Consider the following 20,798-nt stretch of genomic DNA (forward strand, 5'->3'; position numbering starts at 1 on the left):
ACCCTTCCCGCTAAACCGCGAGGAACCATAAGAAAGGCGCTTTAGAGCTTGCCAGGGGGTTGGGTCTGGTTTTGCATTGCCGGCGTCCGGCCAACACCTATCCCCCGCTCACATCAATATCCACTTCCACCATCATCCCCGGGCCGATCAGATCCAGCGGGCCGTCTTCCAGACGGATGCGCACCGGCAGGCGCTGGGTGATCTTGGTGAAATTGCCGGAAGGGTTGGGGTCCGGCAACAGGGCGAACTGGCTGGTGGCGGCGCGGCCGATGACTTGCACCGAGCCGTTGAAAGATTCGTCCGGATAGGCATCAACGGTGATGTTCACCGGCTGCCCAAGGCGCAGTTCGGCCACGTCGGTTTCCTTGATATTGGCCGCCACCCACAGGTCATCCGGGTCGTGCATCATCAGAATCGGCTGCCCCGGTGCCACGTATTCGCCCTGGTCGATCAGGGTTTTGTTGACCACGCCGTTGATCGGGCTGCGTACGGTGAGATCGCGCAGGCGCAGTTCCTGCTGTGCCAGCCGTGCGCGGGCCTCTTCCAACTGCTGTCGGGCGATTCGTACCTGGGCTTTCATCACCGTCGGGGGCGGCAACGGCACCTGCACGCCATTGAGAAAACCGACATGGGCGTTGTCGGCCTGTGCCTGGCTGACCGCCACCTCTTCCCGGGAGCGTTGATATTCGGCCTGGGCGGCCTGGTAAGTGTAGTAGTCCTGATCCCGTTGCTGCTGTGAAACGGCGCCGCGCTGGTGCAGGGCGTCGGAACGCTCGAAATCCTTGCGCGCCTGGGTCAGCCGCGCCCTGGCCGCTTTCTCCGCGGCTCTGGCCGATTGCAGTTCCTGGCTGGTGATGTGCAGGCCGCCCTCGAATTGCTGCTGCCCGAGCGACAGCCGGGCCTGCTCGTAGTCGAGTCTGGCCTGCATGGCGGCGACGTCGGCCTGCAGGGTCTTCAGTTTTTGCTGGTCCGGCTCACTGTACAAACGGGCCACCACGTCGCCCTTTTGCAACCGGTCGCCCTCGGTGAGGGTGAATTCCGGCACCCAGCCGGGCAACCGGCTGCTGACCGTGACCTGGCTGGACATCACTCGCGCGTCCTGGGCACTGACATGGGTGAGCCGATGGTGGATGGCAAGGGCCATCCAGATCAGGCAGGCCACCACCAGCGCCACCAGCGCGGCGAGCTTCAGCTGCCGCGAGGGGCGGAGTGGGGGACGGGAGCGGGACGAACTGTCGGTCATGGTGTCGTCTTCCTTCATTGTGGGGCCGGGTTGTTGGCGGAAGGCCGGTTGTGCAGCCGGCTTAACAGCACCGAGGGGATCGCCACCAGCACCAGGCTGACAACCAGAATCCAGAACCCGTCCTGGTAAGCAAAAATCGACGCCCAGAGGGTTTCCAGCCGACCCATCAAATGCCCGGCCATGGCCTGCAGGTGGGGGTCTGGAACACCCAGCCGGCCGGCCAGTTCGGCCAGTTGACTCAGTTGATGCTGGGCAGTGCTGTTACCGGCGTGCACGCCGGTGTTGAGCTGTTGGCCATGCTCCACGGTGCGGCGTTCCAGCATGATCACCAGGCCGGCGGTGCCGAGGGCGCCGCCCAGCTGCATGGCGAAATTGATGGCGCCGGAGCCGTGGCCGGTGAGGCGAGGCTCCAGCGCGGCGATGGCCTTGGACAGGGTGGGTGGCGGAAACGCCGCCATGCCCACGGAGAGCACCGCCATGGTGGTGGCCAGGTAGGCGAAGGAGGTATCCCAATCCATCAACGCCATATGCCAGACCGCGAACAGAGCGCAAGCCAGCCCCGGCAGCGTCAACCAATGAGCCGGATAGCGGTCGCTGAGCCGGCCCACCAGAGGCACCAGAATCGCCAGAACCAGAGTGGAAGGCAGGAAGATCTTGCCGGCACTGACCGGACTGTAGTGCAGGATGGTCTGCACGAATTGGGGCAACAGATACATGATGCCGTAGAAAGTACCGCCGAACAGGAACATGGCGGTAGTGCCGGTGACGAACAGGCGATTGCGGAAAATGGCCAGGTCCAGCAGCGGGTGGCGGCACCGCTTCTGCCAAAAAAAGAACGCGGTGCCCAGCAAGATGCCGGTGACAATCAGCACCGGTACCCGGGGGTCATCCCAGCCCCAGCGCTGGCCGTTGGACAGCGCCGCCAACAAGGAGAAAACCGCGGCGAAGGAGATGATCACGCCACCCCAGTCAAAGGGGGAGCGCGGACCTTTGCTCTCGCGGGGCGGCAAAAAGAAGTAGCCCATCACCACCGCGGCGACACAGATCGGCAGGGTGATGAAGAACACATAACGCCAGGTGAAGTTCTCCACCAGCCAGCCGCCGATCACCGTGGCCAGGGTCAGTGGCAGGCCCAGACACATGCCATACATGGCGGTGGCCATGCCCCGCCCTTCCGGCGGGTAGGCGGCGAACAGCGCTTCCATGGCCACCGGCCGGATCAGTCCGGTCATCGCTCCTTGAATGACCCGGGCGGCCACCAGGGCCGCCATGCCCTCGCCGAGGCCGCCAAGCAGGGAGGCGATGATGAATACCAGCAACAGCCCCATGAAAGTGGCGCGCTGGCCCACCGCGGACACCAGCCAGGGCGCCACCAGCAGGGATACGGTGGTGGAAGCCAGGAAGCCGGTGGACAGCCATTGCACCTGGCTGTCGCTCATACCGAAGGCGCCTTTTATATAGGGGATGGCGACGTTGACGATGGTGATGGACATGCCCAGCGCCACCAGGCCGAGCATGACGGTGAGCGTTACCCACAGACGGTAACGCGGGCCGTAACGCTGGAACAGAATGTCCACCTGACTCATGCATGCTCCTGACGGCCCGGGGATCGGAAAAGCCCGGGCAGGATGCGGGGGAAACCGCCAGTTTAGTCAAGTGAGGTGACGTATTCCAATGGCGAATTAGACCATTTCGGTGGGATCCACATCCAGATGCCAGCGGCAGTGGCGGGCGGAGGGCAAGCCGCGGGCGTGCCGCACCAGGGCGTCGAGTACCCGGTGCAGTGCCGGCCGCTGCCGTGCTTGCAGCAGCAGTTGGGCGCGATAACGGCCAGCCCGTTTTTCCATCGGCGCCGGCGCTGGTCCGAGCAGATTCACGCTGTCGTCGTCGATGTTCGTCTGTTGCGGAAAGGGTGCCGCGCATTCATCGAGAAAGGCCAGGGCCTTGTCCATGGACATCGCCTCGCAGCGCAGCAATGCGAGGTGGCCGAACGGCGGCAGCCCGGCCAGGCGCCGTTCTTCCAGCAGCGTGTCGGCCAGGGCATGGTAGTCGCCGGCGGCGGCCAGACGCACCAGATGATGATCGGTATGGCGGCTTTGCAGCAGCACCCGGCCACGCAGATCTTTCCGCCCGGCGCGGCCAGCCACTTGCAGCAGCAATTGCGCGGCCTGCTCCGGGCCACGGAAGTCGGCGCTGAGGAAACCGGCGTCCAGATTGGTGATCACCACCAGACTCAGGCGTGGAAAGTGGTGGCCCTTGGCCAGCATCTGCGTCCCCACCAGCACCGCCGGCGCGCCGGCGCGGATCTCCGCCAGTTTGGCGTCCAGGCTGCCCTTTCGGCGAGTGGTGTCCCGGTCGATGCGAACCACGGGGGCCAGGCAATGATCACTCAACAGAGCCTCCAGTTTTTCCGTGCCGGCGCCGGCATCGATCAAATTGCTGGAGCCGCATTGCGGACACCGGCGCGGGACCCTCTGTTGATGATCGCAGTGGTGGCAACGCAACTGCGAGAGGCTGCGATGCCAGGTCATGACGCTGTCGCAGCGCGGGCATTCCGCTTGCCAGCCGCAGTCCCGGCACAGGATCACCGGGGCGAAGCCGCGCCGGTTGAGGAACACCAGCGCCTGCTCGCCACGGCGCACGGTGTCCTCGATGGCGGTCAGGGCGGGGGGCAGCAGTGGCGTGTCCGGTGCCGCGTCGCGGGCATCCAGCAGTTCGATCTCCGGCAGCGCGGCGCCACCCGCCCGTCCGCGCAGGCGCAACCAATGGTAGCGGTCGGTGTGGGCCAGATGCAGGGTTTCCAGAGCCGGCGTGGCACTGCCATGGACCACCGGAATGTCCCACTGGCGGGCGCGCCAGGTGGCCAGATCCCGGGCGTGGTAACGGAAACCGTCCTGTTGTTTGAGGGAGCCGTCATGGGCTTCGTCGACGATGATCAACCCCGGGGCGTGCAACGGGGTGAAGACCGCCGAGCGGGTGCCGATAATGATGCGTGCCCGGCCGTCGCCGGCGGCGAGCCAGGCCTCCAGTCGTTCACGGTCGTTCAGGCCCGAGTGCATGACGGTCACCGGCACCGCGAAACGCTGGCGGAAACGGCGCAGTGTCTGCGGTGTCAGACCGATCTCCGGTACCAACACCAGCACCTGCCGGCCGGCCGCCAATACCGGCGCCATGGCTTGCAGATACACCTCGGTTTTACCGCTGCCGGTGACGCCGTCCAGCAGAAACGGCTGAAAGCCGCTGGCCTGGTTGATCGCCTCGATCGCCAGACGCTGCTCCGCGCTGGCGCTCAGAGCGGGCTCGGCCAGGACATCCGCTGGCAACGGCGGTACCTGGGGCAGGTGCTCTTCGCGCTCCGCCCACTGCTTGTCACGCAGGGCCTGGAGCGCCGGGCGCGATACCGACAGCGCTTCCAGCATGGCCGGGGTGAGGCCGTCCGGGTGTTCGGCCAGCAGGGCCAGGGCTTCCTGCTGGCGCGGAGCCCGCTTCAGGCGATCCGGTGCCACGTGCCGGCCGCGGTCGGTGATACGCCAGCGGACCTCGGCGTCCGGCCGTGCCGCCTGCCCCTGGCGCAGCAGTGTTGGCAGCACGAAATTCAGTACTTCGCCAAGGGGATGGTGATAGTAGCCGGCGGCCCATTCGCACAGGGCGTAGAGCCGTTCATCAATGATCGGCGCCTCGTCGAGTACCCGTTTGACCGATTTGAGCGTCTTCAGGTTGCTGGGCTGATGGTCATGGACCACGCCCACCAGGGTCCGTTTTCCGAACGGCACTTCCACCCGGGTGCCACGGGGCGGCACCGGCGTCTCCGGCGGCAGGGAATAGTCGAAACAGCCCGGCAGAGGGACCGGCAAGGCAACCTGTAAGGTGGAGAGCGGCACGTGGAAATCCGGAAAACGGCGGTTACAGCTTGCGCATCGGGCGCAAACTGATATAGTTCGCGTTCACTTTTCCCGGCGTAAGCCAGTGTGGTGCCCGGCCAGGATCGGGTAGCGACACGCAATGGAGCCCAGTTATGAAAGCAGACATTCATCCTGAATACCAGGACGTGGCGATTTCCTGCAGCTGCGGAAACGTCATCCAGACCCGGTCCACCCGTGCTGGTGATTTTTCCGTGGACGTATGTTCCGCCTGCCACCCGTTCTACACCGGCAAGCAGAAACAGGCGGACAGCGGCGGCCAGATCGACAAGTTCAAGCAGCGCTTTGGTGTGTTGCGCTCCAAGAAGAACTGATCGTTCTCATTGCTTTGCGTTCCACCTGTAAAAAGCACCCTTCCGGGTGCTTTTTACGTTCATCGCCGGCATTGTTTTACATAAGCAGCGGTTTTTCATCAATTGAAGCTTTCCACCGGTAGAATCTGGTATCGATGGAAATTTACGTCGATTGATTTTTATTTGGCCAATATAGTGTTTTGAAGCCCGTTTCGGGGAGCGGAGACCACCATGTCCGAGGATTTCAAGAAGGCGGCCCTGGATTATCATGCCAAACCACGTCCAGGGAAGATCAGTGTCGAGGTGACCAAGAGCGCGAAAACCGGTCGCGACCTCAGCCTGGCCTATAGCCCCGGCGTAGCGGAACCGGTGCGTGAGATCGCGCGCGAACCGGAGCTGGCCTACCGTTTCACCGCCAAGGGCAACCTGGTGGCGGTGATCAGTGATGGCACCGCTATCCTGGGACTGGGCAACCTGGGTGCGCTGGCGTCCAAGCCGGTGATGGAAGGCAAGGGCATTCTGTTCAAGCTGTTCGCCGGTATCGACGTGTTTGACATCGAAGTCGAAGCAGAGGATCCGCAGGCGTTCATTGATACCGTGGTGCGCATTCACACCACCTTTGGCGGTATCAACCTGGAAGACATCCGCGCGCCGGAGTGCTTCGAGATCGAACGCGTGCTCAAGGAAATCTGCGACGTGCCGGTGTTCCATGACGACCAGCATGGTACCGCCATCGTGGTCGGCGCCGGGCTGCTCAACGCCCTGGAAATCCAGAACAAGCGCATCGAGGACATCAAGGTGGTGTGCGTTGGCGCCGGTGCCGCCGGGGTTGCTTCCGTGCGGCTGCTGATCGAAATGGGCGCGCGCAAGGAAAATATCCTGGTATTGGACCGCAAGGGCGTGATCCACAACCGCCGCGACGATCTCAACCAGTACAAAGCGGCGCTGGCCAATGACACCGACAAACGCACCCTGGATGACGCCATCGAAGGCGCCGACGTGTTCATCGGCGTGTCCGGCCCGGATATGCTGACGCCGGAAATGGTGAAGAAGATGGCCGACAAGCCGATCATCTTCGCGCTGGCCAACCCGGACCCGGAAATCCGCCCGGAAGTGGCCAAGGCCGCCCGCGCCGATGCCATCATCGCCACCGGCCGTTCCGATTATCCGAACCAGGTCAACAACGTTCTGTGCTTCCCGTACATGTTCCGGGGGGCCCTGGATGTACGCTCCACCTCCATCAACGAGGACATGAAGCTGGCGGCGGTGCACGCCATCGCCGAGCTGGTGCGTGAAGCACCGCCCCGGGAAGTGCTGGAAGCCTATGGTGGCGAGCCGCTGAACTTTGGTCCGGAATACATCATTCCCAAGCCCAACGACCCGCGCCTGCTGGGCCGGGTCTCCGCCGCCGTGGCCCGTGCGGCCGTGGATTCTGGCGTCGCCCGCAAAGGCTACCCGTCTCACTATCCGCTGAAGTCCCTGGACGATATCTTCCCGGAGCTTTGACGGACGGGTTCGTTAGCCGCTCCCACGGCAGGTCGTCGAGGCCTTCGTGGGAACAGCTGGCGAGCGCGACGTCTGTACCCCTCACCCTCCGCGCCGCGCGCAAACCGGTCCGCATGACTATACTGTGTCGGACAACGGCAGACGCATGGAGCGCGATGTTTGGACAATACCAACAAATCTGAGCCAGCCATCGGCGGCAAAGCCGTTATTGTCATCGCGGTATTGGTCAGTATCGCCAGTGCCCTGGCGATCTGCTGGACGCTGTCCAAGGGGGCCGACGTAGACCCCGCTGATTATCCCCGTAGCCGCTATGCCCGCGATGACGCCGGTGGTGTCTGGTTTTTGCGCCCCGGCGATGGCTATCAGCGGGTGGAAGGCGCCGACGCGGACAGCTTCGAGCCACTGCCAGCCAATGCCAGTGGGCCCATTGAGTACAGCGGCCTGGCCCGGGATCGCGACCATCTCTATGCCATGGGGCAGCGTATGCCCGGTGTGGCGCCGGACGGCGTGCACTATCTGGAGTCCCGTTACTACGTTGCCGGTGATCAGGCGTATTACGGTGCCACGCTGTTGGAAGGGGCGGATGCTGACCGGCTGCGGGTATTCCAGAACGCCCCAAGGTACCCCAACGAGTACGCTCACGATGACCGACGCCTGTATTTCCAGGGTCGGTGGATCCAGGGTGCGGACATCGCGTCCCTGGCGAAGGTCCCCCGGGAAGCGCCGACGCCGGCGGAACGGGGGTATCTGAAAGACCGTCATCGGGTGTACTACCGGGACCGCGTGGTGGTGGGCGCGAATGCGGATTCCTTCGCGCTGGTGGCAGTGCCGGGGTTGATCGTGGATCGGAGTCACCATGCCTTTTATGGCCACGATGGCCGGCATTACTTCCTGAGAGACCAGGCACTGCCGGAGCGGGTGGCAGGCACCGAGCAGGCGTTACCGCCGGGTGGCCTGGAACTGCTGCTGGCGGACCGGGATCTGGGTTGGCATTTCCTGTTTTATCAGGGGCGGCAACTGTTCTATCACCAACCGTTCACCAATGAATTGGAACCTCTGTGCCGGCGGGATTCCGGGGCGCCGCTGGAGCAATTGGGGCGGGGTCTGTACCGGGATGACCGGCATCTGTACTACGCCTGGACGGCACTGGATCATCGCAAGGGCCGGTACGCCAGCGGCCTGCGTGGATGGTATACCGGGTTGGAAGTGGTGCCCGGTGTGCATCCCGATGAGTGGCGTCTGATCGGCGAGCGCCGTTTGCACATGCCAGGCAAAACCCTGACCGGGAATCTGTATCAGGCCGATGAGCGCCGTTTTCTCAATCCCGCCGAAGGGTATGTGGCCGGGCTGTGGGGCGTGAATGGAGACGGGCAGCTACAGAGGCTGGATAGAGAGAACGAGTGCCTGGCGTACACGCGCAATCCGGACTGGAATTACGTTCCGGCGCGTGCCCGCGCTATCCTCATCCTGCTCGCCATCGTGCTGACTGTCATCGGTGGTATCCGCTGGCTGCTGCGGCGAAAGGCAACAGGAACCAAGGGAGGGCATCAATGAGACGATGGGGGCAGGGGCTGGCCTGGGTCATGGCGATTCTGGCGCTGATGGTCTCGCTGATGCTGTGGCTGGATCCCGGGGAAGAACCCGAGGTGAACCGCACTGATTATCCGGTAAGCCGCTACAGCCATGATGAGAACGGTGGTATCTGGTTTCTGCGAGCGGGAGAGGGCCATCATCGGGTCGAGGGGGCCGATCCGGAGACTTTCGAACCGGTGCCCGGCGATACTGGGAAAGGCTACTTTTACAGTGGTCTGGCCCGGGACCGCGAGCACTTCTATGTCGACGGCCAGCAGCAACCGGAGGTGAATCCGGATTCCGTCCGTTATCTGGGGCGCCACTACTATCGTGCCGGTGACCGGGTGTATTACCGCACCACGTTACTGGATGGCGCCGATGCCGCCAGGGTCCGCGTCCGCCACGGCGATTACGCCGACGATGGACGGCGGCTGTACTATCAGGGGCACCGGATCGCCGACGCCGATGTTTCCTCGTTGAGCGAAGTGGCGGTGACGGAACGGACCTCGGCGGACTTTTACTACCTCAAGGACGCCGGCAGGGTCTATTACCGGGGCAAGGTGGTGGAAGGAGCAGAACCGGGGGACTTCACCGTGATCAGGGTCGAAGGGGACACCTGGGGCAACCACTACGGCCACGATGGTGATCGCTACTTCTTCAGGGACCAACCATTGCCCGATCAGGCGGCGGATTCCGGTCAGGCGCTGCGGCCGGGTGATCTCAAGTTATTGTTGGCGGACAAGGAGTTTGGCTGGCACCTGCTGTTCTATCAGGATGACAGCGTCTTCTACCATCAGCCTTACACCAATGAGGTGAAGGTGCTGTGCCGGCGCGATTCCGGCGCTCCCATGGAGGCGTTGGGGCAGGGGCTTTACCGGGACGACCGGCATCTGTATTTCGCCTGGGTGGAATGGGACTGGAATCGGCAAAGCCGAGGCGGAGGGCGCGGGCTGCAGGGTTGGAGCAGTGGCCTGGCGGTGGTGCCGGGTATTGATCCCGACACATTCCGTATTATTGAAAAGACGCATTACCGCCGGTCGGGATCCGCGCTGCGTGGCGAGGTGTACGAGGCCAACGGAGAGCGTTTCTTCCATCCGGATTACAAAGGAGCGGCCCCCTACCAGGCGGCGTTGATGGGCTTCGATGAGAGCGGTGAGTTGCGCCACTTGCGACATGACGGCCGCTGTGGTGCCTATACGGAGTCCCCGAACCGCTCGAGTTTCCTCAATGATCTGAAAGGTATGGTGAAATGGATGATCAATCGCGGCTCGTGAGCCGCGATTGATCCGGCAACCGGGAACGGATCAGAAAATCTGTTCCGGGCTGCCGCCACTGCCGCCATTGTAGGGGCTTTCCTGTTCTGGCACTTCATCCTCACGGAAATACTCGAAGATGGCATTGCCGTTGCCGGACCGCGCGACCAGGCCGCTCTTCGGATCAATGCGGACCGAGACAATGCCCGGCGGCTGACGCAGGGAGGTTTCCGGAACGCCCTCCAAGGCCTTGCCCATGTAGCTGATCCAGATCGGCAGGGCGGCGCGACCGCCGTATTCTCCCCAGCCCAGGGAGGTTGGCGTGTCCAGTCCCACCCACACGGTGGTCACCAGGCTCGGCGCATAGCCGGAGAACCAGGCGTCCACATGATTGTTGGTGGTACCGGTCTTGCCGGCGAGATCCTTGCGGCCCAGGGAGCTTGCCTGGCGACCGGTGCCGCGCTTGATCACGTCCTGCAGCATGGAGTTCATCAGCCAGGCCACCTGCGGGTCCAGCGTGCGTGGTGCCAGTACCGGCGGCGGCTGCAGGGTTTCCGGAGGTTGCTCATTGCCGTTGTCACTGTTGCCGAGGCTCACTTCCTCGCGTTCCAGCAGGGTGGGCAGTTGTTCGCGCTGTTCCCAGGTCGCTTCCTCGGCGGCGATTCGGGCCCGTTCATCGGCGCAGGGCAGGTCGCACCGCAACACCTCCGGTGCGCGCCACAGCACATGGCCGTCGCGATCCTCGATGCGATCAATGTACCAGGGCGCCACCCGGTAGCCGCCGTTGGCGAACATGGCATAGGCGGTGGCCAGCTCCAGCGGTGTCAGCGACCCGCTGCCCAGGGCCAGGGACAGGTCCCTCTGGAAGCGATCATAGGGCAGCCCGAATTCCTTCAGCGTTTCCATGGTCTGCTCGATGCCCACCTGGCGCAGAATTCGGATCGACACCAGGTTAAGGGAGCGGTACAGCGCCTCACGCATGCGGGTGGGGCCGTAGAAACGGCCGCTGGAACCTTTCGGCCGCCAGGCCTTGCCCAGCTCGGAACTGTCGTAGACCACCGGGGCATCATTGATGATGGTGGCCGGCGTGAAACCGTTTTCCAGTGCCGCGGTATAAACAAACGGCTTGAACACGGAACCGGCCTGGCGCTGGCCCTGCATCGCCCGGTTGAAGTTGGAGGCGGCGAAGCTGTAGCCGCCTTGCAGGGCTTGCAGGGCTCCGGTTTCCGGATCCAGTGACACCAGCGCGGATTGTGCCTGGGGCAATTGCGCCAGACGCCAGCGGGCGCCGTTTTTGTCATCCACCGGGCGGACATAGACGACGTTGCCGACTTTGAGGACGTCGGCGACTTGCTTCGGTTTTTCCCCGACATAGCCCTTGCGCAAGGCCGGGCGGGCCCAACTGATATCCTTCCAGTTCACCACTGCCTGCTTGCCGTCGCCGAGCAGCATGGCGGCGGCGTCTTCCCGTACCTCGGTGACGACGGCCGTGCGCAGCGGGCCGTAGGCGGGCTGGTTCTTGAAGGTGTCGAGCCAGGCCACCACGTCGTTGCTCAGGCCTTCCTGATCTTCCTCTTCCTGACGAGCCAGTTCCGGCTGCGGTGCCTCATCCTCGGGGGCGGCCTCCGCCTCATCGCCCCGGGGCCATGCCAGTGCCGGCAGGGAGCCGGTATCCACCTCGGCCAGCGGGCCACGATAGCCGTGGCGCTCATCGTATTCGTGCAGGCCCTCGCGCAGGGCGCGTACCGCTGCTTCCTGACGCTTGCTGTCGACCGTGGTGATAACCCGCAATCCCTGGGTGTAGAGGTCGCCGGGGATGATGTCGGCCACCGCCAGGCGCGCCATTTCCGCCACATAGGCGCCCTCCACTTCCGGGCGCGAAGTGTGATAGCGGGCGGTTACCGGTGCCTGCCGGGCTTGTTCCATTTGCTCCTCGGTGATGGCGCCGGTTTCGAGCATGCGGCCGAGAATCCAGTTGCGGCGCTGTACCGCCCGCTCCGGATTGGTGATCGGGTTGTAGGCGGAAGGGGCCTTCGGCAGGCCGGCGATCATCGCCAGCTGCGGCAGGGTCAGTTCGCCGATGTCCTTGCCGTAGTAGACCTTGGCCGCGGCCTGGGCGCCGTAGGAGCGGTGCCCCAGGTAGATCTTGTTGAGATACAGCTCGAGAATCTGCTCCTTGGTCAGGATGTTCTCGATCTGCATGGCCAGCACGATCTCGTTGAACTTGCGCAGGAAGCGCTGTTCCCGGTCGAGAAAGAAGTTGCGCGCCACCTGCATGGTGATGGTGGACCCGCCGGAGCGGATCTCGCGATAGCGGATCAACTCCACCGCAGCCCGGGCCAGCCCTTTCACGTCCACGCCGGCATGACGGAAGAAGCGCTCGTCCTCCGCCGCCAGCACTGCCTGGACGAACATCGGCGGCAGATGGTCGAAGGTGACCGGCTCGCGGCGCTTCTCGCCGTATTCGGCCATGAGTTTCTCGTCGCTGCTGTAAATGCGCAGCGGCGTCTGGTATTCGACCTCGCGAATGCCAATGGCATCAGGCAGTTGCGGCGCCAGATACAGGTAGGAGCCGGCCATGACCAGGACGGCGCCACAGACGGCGGCAAAGGCGAGGAGGAGAAGGGGGCGGATCCAACGGACGGCAGATTGCATATAGTGGCAATTGATGTGGATTCAGAATAAAGGCTTAGAGCATGCTCTCGGCGGTCCGGGCCAAGTCACCTGGGACGGTTTATGCGCGGGAACAGCATCCAGCCGTGAAGCACGTCATTATACGGCGTAAAGGTTGTTGTGATCTAATAACCTTTCTGCTACTACTAATTTCTCATGTTGTACAGCATAAGAACTACGTAAGTATATCTTTTTCTGGGTAAAAAAGTACTTCCAATCTACTCTCTTGGGGCGAAAGACTGTGCTGCCTTTTCTAAGAAAAAAGGCCCAATCCATGCTGGGGGTCGATATCAGTTCCACCGCCGTGAAGCTGCTGGAGCTATCCAGGTCCGGGGGGCGCTTCAAGGTCGAGAGCTATGCCGTCGAGCCGCTCACGGCCAATACCGTGGTGGAGAAAAACATCACCGATGTGGAAGGAGTGGGGGACGTGATCGCCCGGGTGGTCGCCCGGGCCCGCCCCGGGGTCAAGGCCGCCGCCGTGGCGGTGCCGGGCTCCGCCACCATCACCAAGGTGATCGAAATGGACGCCTCGCTCGGCGAGGACGATATGGAAACGCAATTGCGGGTGGAGGCGGACCAGTACATCCCGTTTCCGCTGGACGAAGTGCGCATGGATTTTCAAGTGCTCGGCGCCACCGAGGATTCGCCCGACCGGGTGGAGGTTCTGGTGGTGGCGTCGCGTACGGAAAATGTGGAAATGCGCGCCGATGCTCTGGAGATCGGTAATCTCCAGGCCAAGGTGGTGGACGTGGAAGCCTACGCCATGGAGCGGGCCTTCCAACTGATCGCCCCCTCCCTGCCCAACGCCGATGAACTGGAAACGGTGGCGGTATTCGATATCGGCGCCACCATGACCACCCTCAATGTGTTTCATCAGGGGCGCAGCGTCTATACCCGCGAGCAACTGTTCGGCGGCAAGCAACTCACCGAGGAAATTCAGCGTCGCTACGGCATTTCCATGGAGGAAGCCGGGCTGGCGAAGAAAACCGGTGAATTGCCGGAGGACTACGAGAACGAAGTATTGCAGCCGTTCAAGGATGCCATCGTTCAGCAGATCAACCGGTCCCTGCAGTTCTTCTATGGCTCCACCCAGTTCAATCAGGTGGATTACATCCTGCTGGCCGGCGGTTCGGCTTCCATCGCCGGGCTGCCGGCGCTGATTCAGGAAAAGGTGGGCGCGGGGTGTTCCCTGGCGGATCCCTTCGCCGGCATGGGCAAGGCCGGCAAGGTCAACGCCCGGGCCCTGGCCAACGACGCCCCGGCGATGATGATCGCCTGCGGCCTGGCGCTGAGGAGCTTTGAACTATGAGCACCAGCATTAACCTGCTCCCCTGGCGTGAGGCGCGCCGCAAGCAGCGCCAGCAGGAATTCGTCGCCTTGCTGATTTTCGCCGCGCTGCTGGCCGGTCTGCTGTTCTGGATGTGGAAAGGGGTGATGGAGGATCGCATTGCCGATCAGCAGACCCGCAACAGCCATATCCAGACCGAGATCGCCAAGCTCGATGAGCAGATCAAGGAGATCAAGGAACTGGAGACCCGCCGCGCGGAACTGGTGGCGCGGATGAAAGTGATCCAGGAATTGCAGGGCAATCGACCCACCATCGTCTACGTCTTCGATCAACTGGTTCGGACCTTGCCGGACGGCGTTTATTACAGCTCGGTGGAGCGCGCCGGCGATATCTTCACCATCAAGGGCGTGGCCGAATCCAATAACCGGGTGTCGCGGCTGATGCGGAATCTGGACGGCTCCGATTGGTTCGTCGAGCCCAACCTGATCAACGTCACCGCCCTGGAGGGCAGTCAGCAAGCCAACCAGTTCACTCTGACCGTGAAGCAGGGGCGTCCGGACCGTGAAGGTGAAGGGGAGGGTGACGATGAAAGCCTCTGACCTGAAGAATCTCGATATTCGTGAGCTGATCGACGAGATCAACAGTCTGGATTTCGAGAACGTTGGCGGTTGGCCGCTGCCGATCAAGATCGGCGCCGCCGTGCTGGTGTTCACCGCGGTGTTGCTGTTGGGCTATCTGCTGTCGATCAAGGATCTGAAAGCCCAGCATCAACGTCTGGAGCGGGAGGAGCAGAGCCTGCTCACCAGTTACGAGAAAAAAGCGTTCAGTGCCCACAACCTGGAGCAGTACCGGCGGCAACTGGTCGAGTTGGAAGAGAACTTCGATACCTTGAAGAACCAGTTGCCCCGCGACACCGAGGTGCCCGGTTTGCTGGAGGACATCACCCATACCGGTTTGAGCAGTGGTCTCGAATTCGAGGTGATCGAGCTCAAGGATGAAGTACAGAAGGAGTTTTACGCGGAATTGCCCATCGATATCCGGGTGACCGGGGATTACCACGGATTCGGGGCGTTCGTTTCCGGCGTGTCGGCGTTGCCGCGGATCGTTACCTTGCACGACTTCAAGGTGGAGCCCGGTAGCAAGGACGAGAGCGGCGGTTTGTTGAATCTGGCGATCACCGCCAAGACCTATCGCTACGCGGCGCGGGATAGCGATGAAGGCGGCAATAACAAAAAGGTGGCCGGCAAAACGGCGAAGGCGAACAAACGGAACGGCCGTTCCTAGAGCTCTAAGGGGGGAATCATGAAAGCGCTTAATTTAGCGGCCGCACCGTGTCTGCTGGCGGCGATATTGTCTCTTGGGGGGTGTGCCGCCGGCGCTGATCTCGGCCAGTTGGATGCCCGTCTCGAGGAAATCAAAGCCCGGCCGCGCGGACGCATCGAGCCGCCGCCGGAGTTCAAGCCCATCGCCACCTTCACCTACGGGGCGCACAAGTTGCGGCCGCCCTTTTCACCGCCGGTGGAACAGGAACTGGTGAAAGTGCCGGAAGGCCGCAAGGTGGAGCCGGACATGAGCCGGCCCCGGGAATACCTGGAGCGCTTCAGTCTGGACGCGTTGCGCATGGTGGGCACCATCACCAAGCCGGGGAAGGCGCTGGAAGCGTTGATGGAGGATCCCGCCGGTGCCGTTACCCGGATCCGGGTGGGCAGTTACCTGGGGAAAAATTTTGGCCGGGTGGTGGCCGTTCGCGATAACGAAGTGTCGTTGGTGGAAATCGTGCCTGACGGCCACGACGGTTGGGTGGAGCGGTCCCGCGCCGTTTCCATCGCCGAATAATGTTGCTGGGGAAGCCTGTTATGACAATCTGCAATGCAATAAAAAACCGATTCGCTCCCCGGCGCTGGGGAATCAGGGTGCTGGTGGTGCTGGCTTGCTGTGCCGCCTCGTTGGCGTCGGCGGCCACCATAACCGGCCTCGATGCCAATATGCTGCCGGGGGACGGCATGGAAGTGCGCGTTCGCTTTGATGGCGCCGCGCCGGAGGTAAAGGGGTACAGTATCGAGCGCCCGGCCCGCATCGCTCTCGATCTGGTGGGCACGGACAGCGCCCTGAAAACCCGTCAGCATAACCTTGGCACCGGCAATGCCCGCAGTGTCACGGTGGTGGAGGCCAAGAATCGCACCCGGCTGATTTTCAATCTGGATCAACTGACCGGCTACAGCACCGAAGTGGACGGGCAGGAACTGGTGGTGGTGCTCGGCCGCGACCGAGCGCCGGCCAGTGATCCGGCCCGCGCGGACCAGGAAGCCACCGCCGAGCCACCACGGGGCGCTCAGGAGAGCATTCGTGACATCGATTTCCGTCGCGGCAGTGACGGCGAAGGCCGGGTCGTGGTGACGCTGTCCAAACCGTCCATTCCGGTGGATGTGAAGGAAGAGGGCGGCCGCATCCAGGCGCGCTTCGTCGGCGCCGGGGTCGGTAATAAGCTGGTGCGCCGTCTTGATGTCACCGATTTCGCCACGCCGGTGCAGTACGTGGAGACCCGCACCGATGATGGCAGCACGGTGATCACCATCGAACCCACCGGCACCTGGGAATATCTGGCCTATCAGGCGGACAACGAGTTCAGCATCAATATCAAGCCACTCACCCGCGGCGAGGCGGAACGCAAGAAACGTGAGTCCTTCAAGTACACCGGCGAGAAGTTGTCGCTGAACTTCCAGGACATTGAGGTGCGTTCGGTGCTGCAGTTGATCGCTGACTTCACCGAATTGAACCTGGTGGCGTCCGATACGGTGGCGGGCAAAATCACCCTGCGGCTGCAAAGCGTGCCCTGGGATCAGGCGCTGGACCTGATTCTCAAGACCAAGGGGCTGGATAAGCGCAAGGTCGGCAATGTGTTGTTGGTGGCGCCAGCGGACGAGATCGCCGCGCGTGAACAACTGGAACTGGAAAGCCAGAAGAAAATCGCTTCACTGGCGCCGTTGCGCACTGAGTTCATCAGCATCAACTACGCCCGCGCCGAGGAGCTGAAAACACTGATTACCGGGGAAAGCGGCGCCACCGCGTTGATCAGCGAGCGCGGTTCGGTGTCCGTGGATCAGCGCACCAATACCCTGATCATCCAGGACACCGTGGCTAAGCTGCAGGAGATCCGCGATCTGATCCAGCAACTGGACATTCCGGTCCAGCAGGTGCTGATCGAGGCGCGAGTGGTGGTGGCCACCACCGATCTGTCCGACGAGTTCGGGGTGCGTTGGGGCGGTCTCGGTTACGACGGCAACTCCCTTGCCAATGATGGTCGCTCCCTGGCGATTTCCGGCCGGCTCACCTCCTTGCGGGAGCTGCATTACGCCAACGTTGACCGTGATGACGATGGCTCCCTGGGGGAAATGGAGGAATTCGACGAGGACACCAATAACGACATGATCGTCGACATGGGAGTGGATTCCGCCGATGCCACCCGCTTCGCCATCGGTTTCACCTCCCTGAGCTCCGGCCTGATCGAGCTGGAACTGTCGGCACTGGAGTCCGAGGGGCGCGGTGAACTGGTGGCCACGCCCAAGGTGCTCACCGCGGATCAGCAACCGGCGGTGATCGCCTCCGGTCAGCAGATCCCGTTCAACGTGGCTACCTCCTCCGGTGCCACCGCGGTGGAGTTCATCGAGGCGGAGCTGCGCTTGGAAGTGACGCCGCAGGTCACCCCGGAAGGCGATGTGATCATGCAACTCAAGGTCAACAACGATGCTCTTGGCTCGGATCTGGACAATCCCACCATCAGCACCAACCGGGTTGAGACCACGGTGTTGGTGAATGATGGGGAAACCGTGGTTTTGGGCGGCATTTTCCAGCAGGAACAGATAAACTCCCTGATCAAAACCCCCTTCCTGGGTGATATTCCCTGGTTGGGAGCCCTGTTCCGCAAGAAAGTGAAGCGTGACAGCAAGCAGGAATTGCTGATATTCATTACGCCACGCTTGGTGAAAGAGACAATGGCCCGTCGGTGAACGATAGAGAAAACACTCCCTCTCTTTTTTTGGTGGGCCCCATGGGGGCAGGTAAAAGCACCCTGGGGCGCCAGCTCGCACAGTTATTGAATCGCCCTTTCCATGACTCGGACCGGGTCATCGAGGAGAAGACCGGTGCCGATATCCCGTGGATTTTCGATATGGAGGGGGAGGAGGGCTTTCGCCGGCGCGAAAGTGAGGTCATCGATGAGCTGAGCGCGCTGCCCGGCATCGTGTTGGCCACCGGAGGTGGAGCGGTGGTGACCGAGGAAAACCGGCGCCACCTGCATGAACGCGGTTGCGTGATCTACCTGTGGACACCGGTGGATGTGCAACTGGCCCGTACCCGTAATGATCGCAACCGTCCGTTGTTGCGGACCAGTAACCCCAAGGCCCGCCTGACCACGCTGTTCGAGCAGCGAGATCCGCTCTATCGGGAAGTGGCGCATCATGTGGTTTCCACCGCTTCCAGCAACCTGAAAAAGGTCGCTGATCAGATCCTCGGTTGTCTGGCCGATTTCCCCGTCCGATAATGCTTCGACGCCGGACGGCTCCGGCGTTCCTTTCCTTGTCCGGAGACACTATGCAGACGCTTGACGTGGCGCTGGCCGAACGCAGTTACCCGATCCACATAGGCCCCGATCTGTTGTCCACTTCGTTGATTCGCGAGCGCATCCGTGGCAATCAGGTCATGGTGGTGACCAATGAAACCATCGCTCCGCTGTATCTTGGGCAGGTGACCGCCTCCCTTGGTGACCTCCAGTGCGACACCGTGATTCTGCCGGATGGTGAGCAACACAAGACGTTGGCGACCCTGGAGCGGATTTTTGACGCGCTGATGGAGAAGCGGCATTCGCGCACCACCACCCTGGTCGCCCTGGGCGGCGGCGTGGTCGGCGATATGGTCGGGTTCGCCGCGGCGTGTTACCAGCGCGGCGTGGATTTCATTCAGGTACCGACCACGTTGCTGGCCCAGGTGGACTCCTCGGTGGGCGGCAAGACCGCGGTGAACCATCCCCGTGGCAAGAATATGATCGGCGCCTTTCATCAGCCCCGCTCGGTGATTATCGACATCCGTGTGCTGGGCACCCTGCCGGAGCGGGAATTCGCCGCCGGCATGGCGGAAGTGATCAAGTACGGTTTGATTCGCGATCCGCGGTTCTTCGACTGGCTGGAGCAGCACCGCTCCGAACTGCAGCGGCGCGATGACGCCGCCCTCGCCGAGGCGATCCTGCGCAGTTGCCGCAACAAGGCGGAGGTGGTGGCCGCCGATGAAACCGAACAGGGTAACCGTGCCCTGCTCAATCTGGGGCATACTTTTGGCCATGCCATGGAAACCTTCACCGGTTATCGCCAGTGGCTGCATGGTGAGGCGGTGGCCGCTGGCATGGTGATGGCGGCACGCATGTCCCGGGAATTGGGCTGGCTCGACGACGACGAAGTGGCCCGCGTGGCCGACAGCCTGACGCCCTGGGGGCTGCCGGTAACGGCCCCAGAGGGGATGACGACGGCGGATTTCTCCGATTTGATGGCCCTGGACAAGAAAGTCCGTAATGGACGCCTGAGACTGGTATTGCTGAAACGAATCGGCGAGGCTCTGGTCACAGGGGAGTACCACCCCAATGCACTGACGCGAACGCTTGAGGCCTTTTGTGATAAGGGATGACGAGTACTTTTACGAAGGCGCGGAACGGGGCGATCTGCTCGACGCGCTGAACGGCTACGCTCACGAAGGCAGCACCGCGGTGCTGGAGGGCGAGCATGGCAGTGGGGTATCCACTCTGTTGGGTATGGTGTGCATGGCCCTGGTGGATGATTTCGAGGTCATCCGTCTGGACGGCGACGATGAGCTGAACGCCAACGCGCCGGTGGAAGCCATGCTGACGCACTTCGGAGTGGATCGCGAAGGGCTGGCGGACGCTCTCAAGCAGGCGCTGGCGGACACCCGGCTGGTGATCGTGGTGGACAACGCGGATCGTGCCGACGAAGCGGCCCTGGCCACCATGGCGGCGTTGAAGGAAAAACTGGGAGGCCGTTTGGCCTATTTGTTCGGCGGTTACCCGGGTGCCGCCGAGCGGGTCGTCAGCGCCGGCCTGGCGGTGGCGGATACGCTCGCTCTGCCGCCGCTGGATGAGTCCGAGGTGGTGGCGTTCGCCGATGAGGTGTACGGCGTTACTCTGGGTGAAGAGGAAGCGGAAAGTCTGCTGGCGGAAAGTGAAGGGCAGCCCGGGGCGCTGTTGGCGTTGCTGGATGAGCGTGCCGACGCGGCTCCGGCGCCGCTCGCCGACAGCCCCGCCCGCAGGCCTCTGCCCTGGCGTCATGTGCTGGCGGTAGGGGCGTTGGTGCTGGTGGTGCTGGTATTGTGGTTGGCCAGTGGCGGTGATGAGGAACCGCGGCCGTCGCGGCCCGTGGCCCTGGATTTGCCGAAGCCGCCGGCCACTCCCCCGGAGGAGCCGGCACAACAGACCGCGCCGACATCGGATGAACCGCCGTCGTTACCGGCGATTCGTGATCCGGAGCGTACCCGGGAAGCGTTGGCCTCCTACGCGGATAACGCCAGGACGTTCAAAAGCCGGGAAGAGCCGCCGAGCAAGCCGCGCCAGAGCGAGGAGGCGCCGCGGGCCGCGGACCCGGTCAGTGAGCCGGATGCCGGCACCGCGCCGGCGGCCACTCCGCAACCCGCTGCCCGGCCCAAGCCGCGCCCGGCGTCCAGTGACGATGGCTATCACCATGATGGCTGGCTGGTGTCCCGTCCGGACAGTGAGTGGTTCCTGCAAGTAACCGCCACCGGTCGCGAGGATGGCGCCCACGGTGTGCTTGACGTGTTGGACCGTAAGGGCGCCTACTACCCTGCCCGCAGGGGTGAGGAGACGGTATATGTGGTGCTGGCCGGCCCTTACGCCAGCCGCGACGCGGCGGTGCGGGCCCGTGACGGCCTGCCCGAGCAACTGCGTAAAGCGGGGCCTTTCCCGCGCAGCATGGCGTCGATACGAAAAGAACTGCAATGACATAATCCGCCGGGGCCCGCGGGCTCCGGCGCCTT

General features: G+C 62.9%; 16 protein-coding genes. 12 read left to right on the top strand and 4 right to left on the bottom strand.

From position 1 onward, the window contains the following. Positions 1 to 97: 97 nt before the first annotated feature. The 3 genes from A6D6_RS18205 to A6D6_RS18215 form a co-directional block, all read right to left on the bottom strand. Positions 98 to 1,243 (bottom strand): HlyD family secretion protein, encoded by a 1,146-nt coding sequence (locus A6D6_RS18205; protein WP_236564162.1) that lies wholly within the window; start codon positions 1,241 to 1,243, stop codon positions 98 to 100. Positions 1,244 to 1,257: 14 nt separating this feature from the next. After that, positions 1,258 to 2,829, bottom strand: a complete 1,572-nt coding sequence (locus tag A6D6_RS18210; protein ID WP_159661497.1) for a DHA2 family efflux MFS transporter permease subunit — start codon at positions 2,827 to 2,829, stop codon at positions 1,258 to 1,260. A gap of 96 nt (positions 2,830 to 2,925) precedes the next feature. Next, positions 2,926 to 5,124 (bottom strand): primosomal protein N', encoded by a 2,199-nt coding sequence (locus A6D6_RS18215; protein ID WP_159661498.1) that lies wholly within the window; start codon positions 5,122 to 5,124, stop codon positions 2,926 to 2,928. A gap of 134 nt (positions 5,125 to 5,258) precedes the next feature. On the opposite strand from A6D6_RS18215, the gene rpmE reads away from it, so the two are divergent. From rpmE to A6D6_RS18235, 4 genes are all read left to right on the top strand, one after another. Next, positions 5,259 to 5,477, top strand: a complete 219-nt coding sequence (gene rpmE / locus A6D6_RS18220) for a 50S ribosomal protein L31 (protein WP_022995164.1) — start codon at positions 5,259 to 5,261, stop codon at positions 5,475 to 5,477. Between the two features lie 210 nt (positions 5,478 to 5,687). After that, positions 5,688 to 6,962, top strand: a complete 1,275-nt coding sequence (locus tag A6D6_RS18225; RefSeq protein ID WP_097058845.1) for a malic enzyme-like NAD(P)-binding protein — start codon at positions 5,688 to 5,690, stop codon at positions 6,960 to 6,962. A 159-nt stretch (positions 6,963 to 7,121) separates the two neighbouring features. Beyond that, positions 7,122 to 8,516 carry a DKNYY domain-containing protein gene (locus A6D6_RS18230; RefSeq protein ID WP_159661499.1) on the top strand — a complete coding sequence of 465 codons (1,395 nt, stop codon included), beginning with the start codon at positions 7,122 to 7,124 and terminating at the stop codon, positions 8,514 to 8,516. Beyond that, positions 8,513 to 9,808 carry a DKNYY domain-containing protein gene (locus tag A6D6_RS18235; protein WP_236564163.1) on the top strand — a complete coding sequence of 432 codons (1,296 nt, stop codon included), beginning with the start codon at positions 8,513 to 8,515 and terminating at the stop codon, positions 9,806 to 9,808. The genes A6D6_RS18230 and A6D6_RS18235 overlap by 4 nt, the downstream gene beginning before the upstream one ends. A gap of 30 nt (positions 9,809 to 9,838) precedes the next feature. Here A6D6_RS18235 and A6D6_RS18240 read toward each other — a convergent pair whose 3' ends face one another. Beyond that, entirely contained in the window at positions 9,839 to 12,367 is a 2,529-nt protein-coding gene (locus A6D6_RS18240) for a penicillin-binding protein 1A (protein ID WP_236564164.1), read from the bottom strand. A 334-nt stretch (positions 12,368 to 12,701) separates the two neighbouring features. Between A6D6_RS18240 and A6D6_RS18245 the strand changes: the two genes are divergently transcribed. Genes A6D6_RS18245 through A6D6_RS18280 form a run of 8 tightly spaced genes read left to right on the top strand, consistent with a single transcriptional unit; the run spans position 12,702 to position 20,763 of the window. Continuing rightward, complete coding sequence (locus A6D6_RS18245) at positions 12,702 to 13,769, top strand: pilus assembly protein PilM (RefSeq protein ID WP_201303842.1); 1,068 nt, start codon at positions 12,702 to 12,704, stop codon at positions 13,767 to 13,769. After that, on the top strand, positions 13,766 to 14,347 hold the full coding sequence (locus A6D6_RS18250; RefSeq protein WP_133490116.1) for a PilN domain-containing protein: 582 nt from the start codon (positions 13,766 to 13,768) through the stop codon (positions 14,345 to 14,347). The genes A6D6_RS18245 and A6D6_RS18250 overlap by 4 nt, the downstream gene beginning before the upstream one ends. After that, a complete protein-coding gene (locus A6D6_RS18255; RefSeq protein ID WP_133490117.1) occupies positions 14,334 to 15,032 on the top strand; it encodes a type IV pilus inner membrane component PilO in 699 nt (232 codons plus the stop codon). The genes A6D6_RS18250 and A6D6_RS18255 overlap by 14 nt, the downstream gene beginning before the upstream one ends. Positions 15,033 to 15,050: 18 nt before the next feature. After that, the gene (locus A6D6_RS18260; RefSeq protein ID WP_133490118.1) at positions 15,051 to 15,584 is read left to right on the top strand and encodes a pilus assembly protein PilP; all 534 of its coding nucleotides are present in this window, start codon (positions 15,051 to 15,053) and stop codon (positions 15,582 to 15,584) included. Positions 15,585 to 15,604: 20 nt separating this feature from the next. Further along, complete coding sequence (locus A6D6_RS18265; RefSeq protein WP_133490119.1) at positions 15,605 to 17,755, top strand: type IV pilus secretin PilQ; 2,151 nt, start codon at positions 15,605 to 15,607, stop codon at positions 17,753 to 17,755. After that, entirely contained in the window at positions 17,752 to 18,288 is a 537-nt protein-coding gene (aroK, locus tag A6D6_RS18270) for a shikimate kinase AroK (protein WP_370450504.1), read from the top strand. The genes A6D6_RS18265 and aroK overlap by 4 nt, the downstream gene beginning before the upstream one ends. Positions 18,289 to 18,338: 50 nt before the next feature. Continuing rightward, positions 18,339 to 19,421: a 3-dehydroquinate synthase gene (aroB, locus tag A6D6_RS18275; protein WP_159661501.1), complete on the top strand. Its 1,083-nt coding sequence runs from the start codon at positions 18,339 to 18,341 to the stop codon at positions 19,419 to 19,421. Continuing rightward, a complete protein-coding gene (locus tag A6D6_RS18280) occupies positions 19,408 to 20,763 on the top strand; it encodes an SPOR domain-containing protein (protein ID WP_159661502.1) in 1,356 nt (451 codons plus the stop codon). The genes aroB and A6D6_RS18280 overlap by 14 nt, the downstream gene beginning before the upstream one ends. The last annotated feature ends 35 nt before the right edge of the window (positions 20,764 to 20,798 follow it).

Source organism: Alcanivorax xiamenensis (genome assembly GCF_009846745.1).
In the GTDB taxonomy this organism is placed as follows: domain Bacteria; phylum Pseudomonadota; class Gammaproteobacteria; order Pseudomonadales; family Alcanivoracaceae; genus Alloalcanivorax; species Alloalcanivorax xiamenensis.

Excerpts from the sequence above, each read along its gene's own strand:
- A6D6_RS18205 (WP_236564162.1), bottom strand. The coding sequence starts at position 1,243 with ATGACCGACAGTTCGTCCCGCTCCCGTCCCCCACTCCGCCCCTCGCGG.
- A6D6_RS18225 (WP_097058845.1), top strand. The coding sequence starts at position 5,688 with ATGTCCGAGGATTTCAAGAAGGCGGCCCTGGATTATCATGCCAAACCA.
- A6D6_RS18210 (WP_159661497.1), bottom strand. The coding sequence starts at position 2,829 with ATGAGTCAGGTGGACATTCTGTTCCAGCGTTACGGCCCGCGTTACCGT.
- A6D6_RS18235 (WP_236564163.1), top strand. The coding sequence starts at position 8,513 with ATGAGACGATGGGGGCAGGGGCTGGCCTGGGTCATGGCGATTCTGGCG.
- aroB (WP_159661501.1), top strand. The coding sequence starts at position 18,339 with ATGCAGACGCTTGACGTGGCGCTGGCCGAACGCAGTTACCCGATCCAC.
- A6D6_RS18265 (WP_133490119.1), top strand. The coding sequence starts at position 15,605 with ATGACAATCTGCAATGCAATAAAAAACCGATTCGCTCCCCGGCGCTGG.
- A6D6_RS18250 (WP_133490116.1), top strand. The coding sequence starts at position 13,766 with ATGAGCACCAGCATTAACCTGCTCCCCTGGCGTGAGGCGCGCCGCAAG.
- A6D6_RS18255 (WP_133490117.1), top strand. The coding sequence starts at position 14,334 with ATGAAAGCCTCTGACCTGAAGAATCTCGATATTCGTGAGCTGATCGAC.
- rpmE (WP_022995164.1), top strand. The coding sequence starts at position 5,259 with ATGAAAGCAGACATTCATCCTGAATACCAGGACGTGGCGATTTCCTGC.
- A6D6_RS18240 (WP_236564164.1), bottom strand. The coding sequence starts at position 12,367 with ATGGCCGGCTCCTACCTGTATCTGGCGCCGCAACTGCCTGATGCCATT.
- A6D6_RS18260 (WP_133490118.1), top strand. The coding sequence starts at position 15,051 with ATGAAAGCGCTTAATTTAGCGGCCGCACCGTGTCTGCTGGCGGCGATA.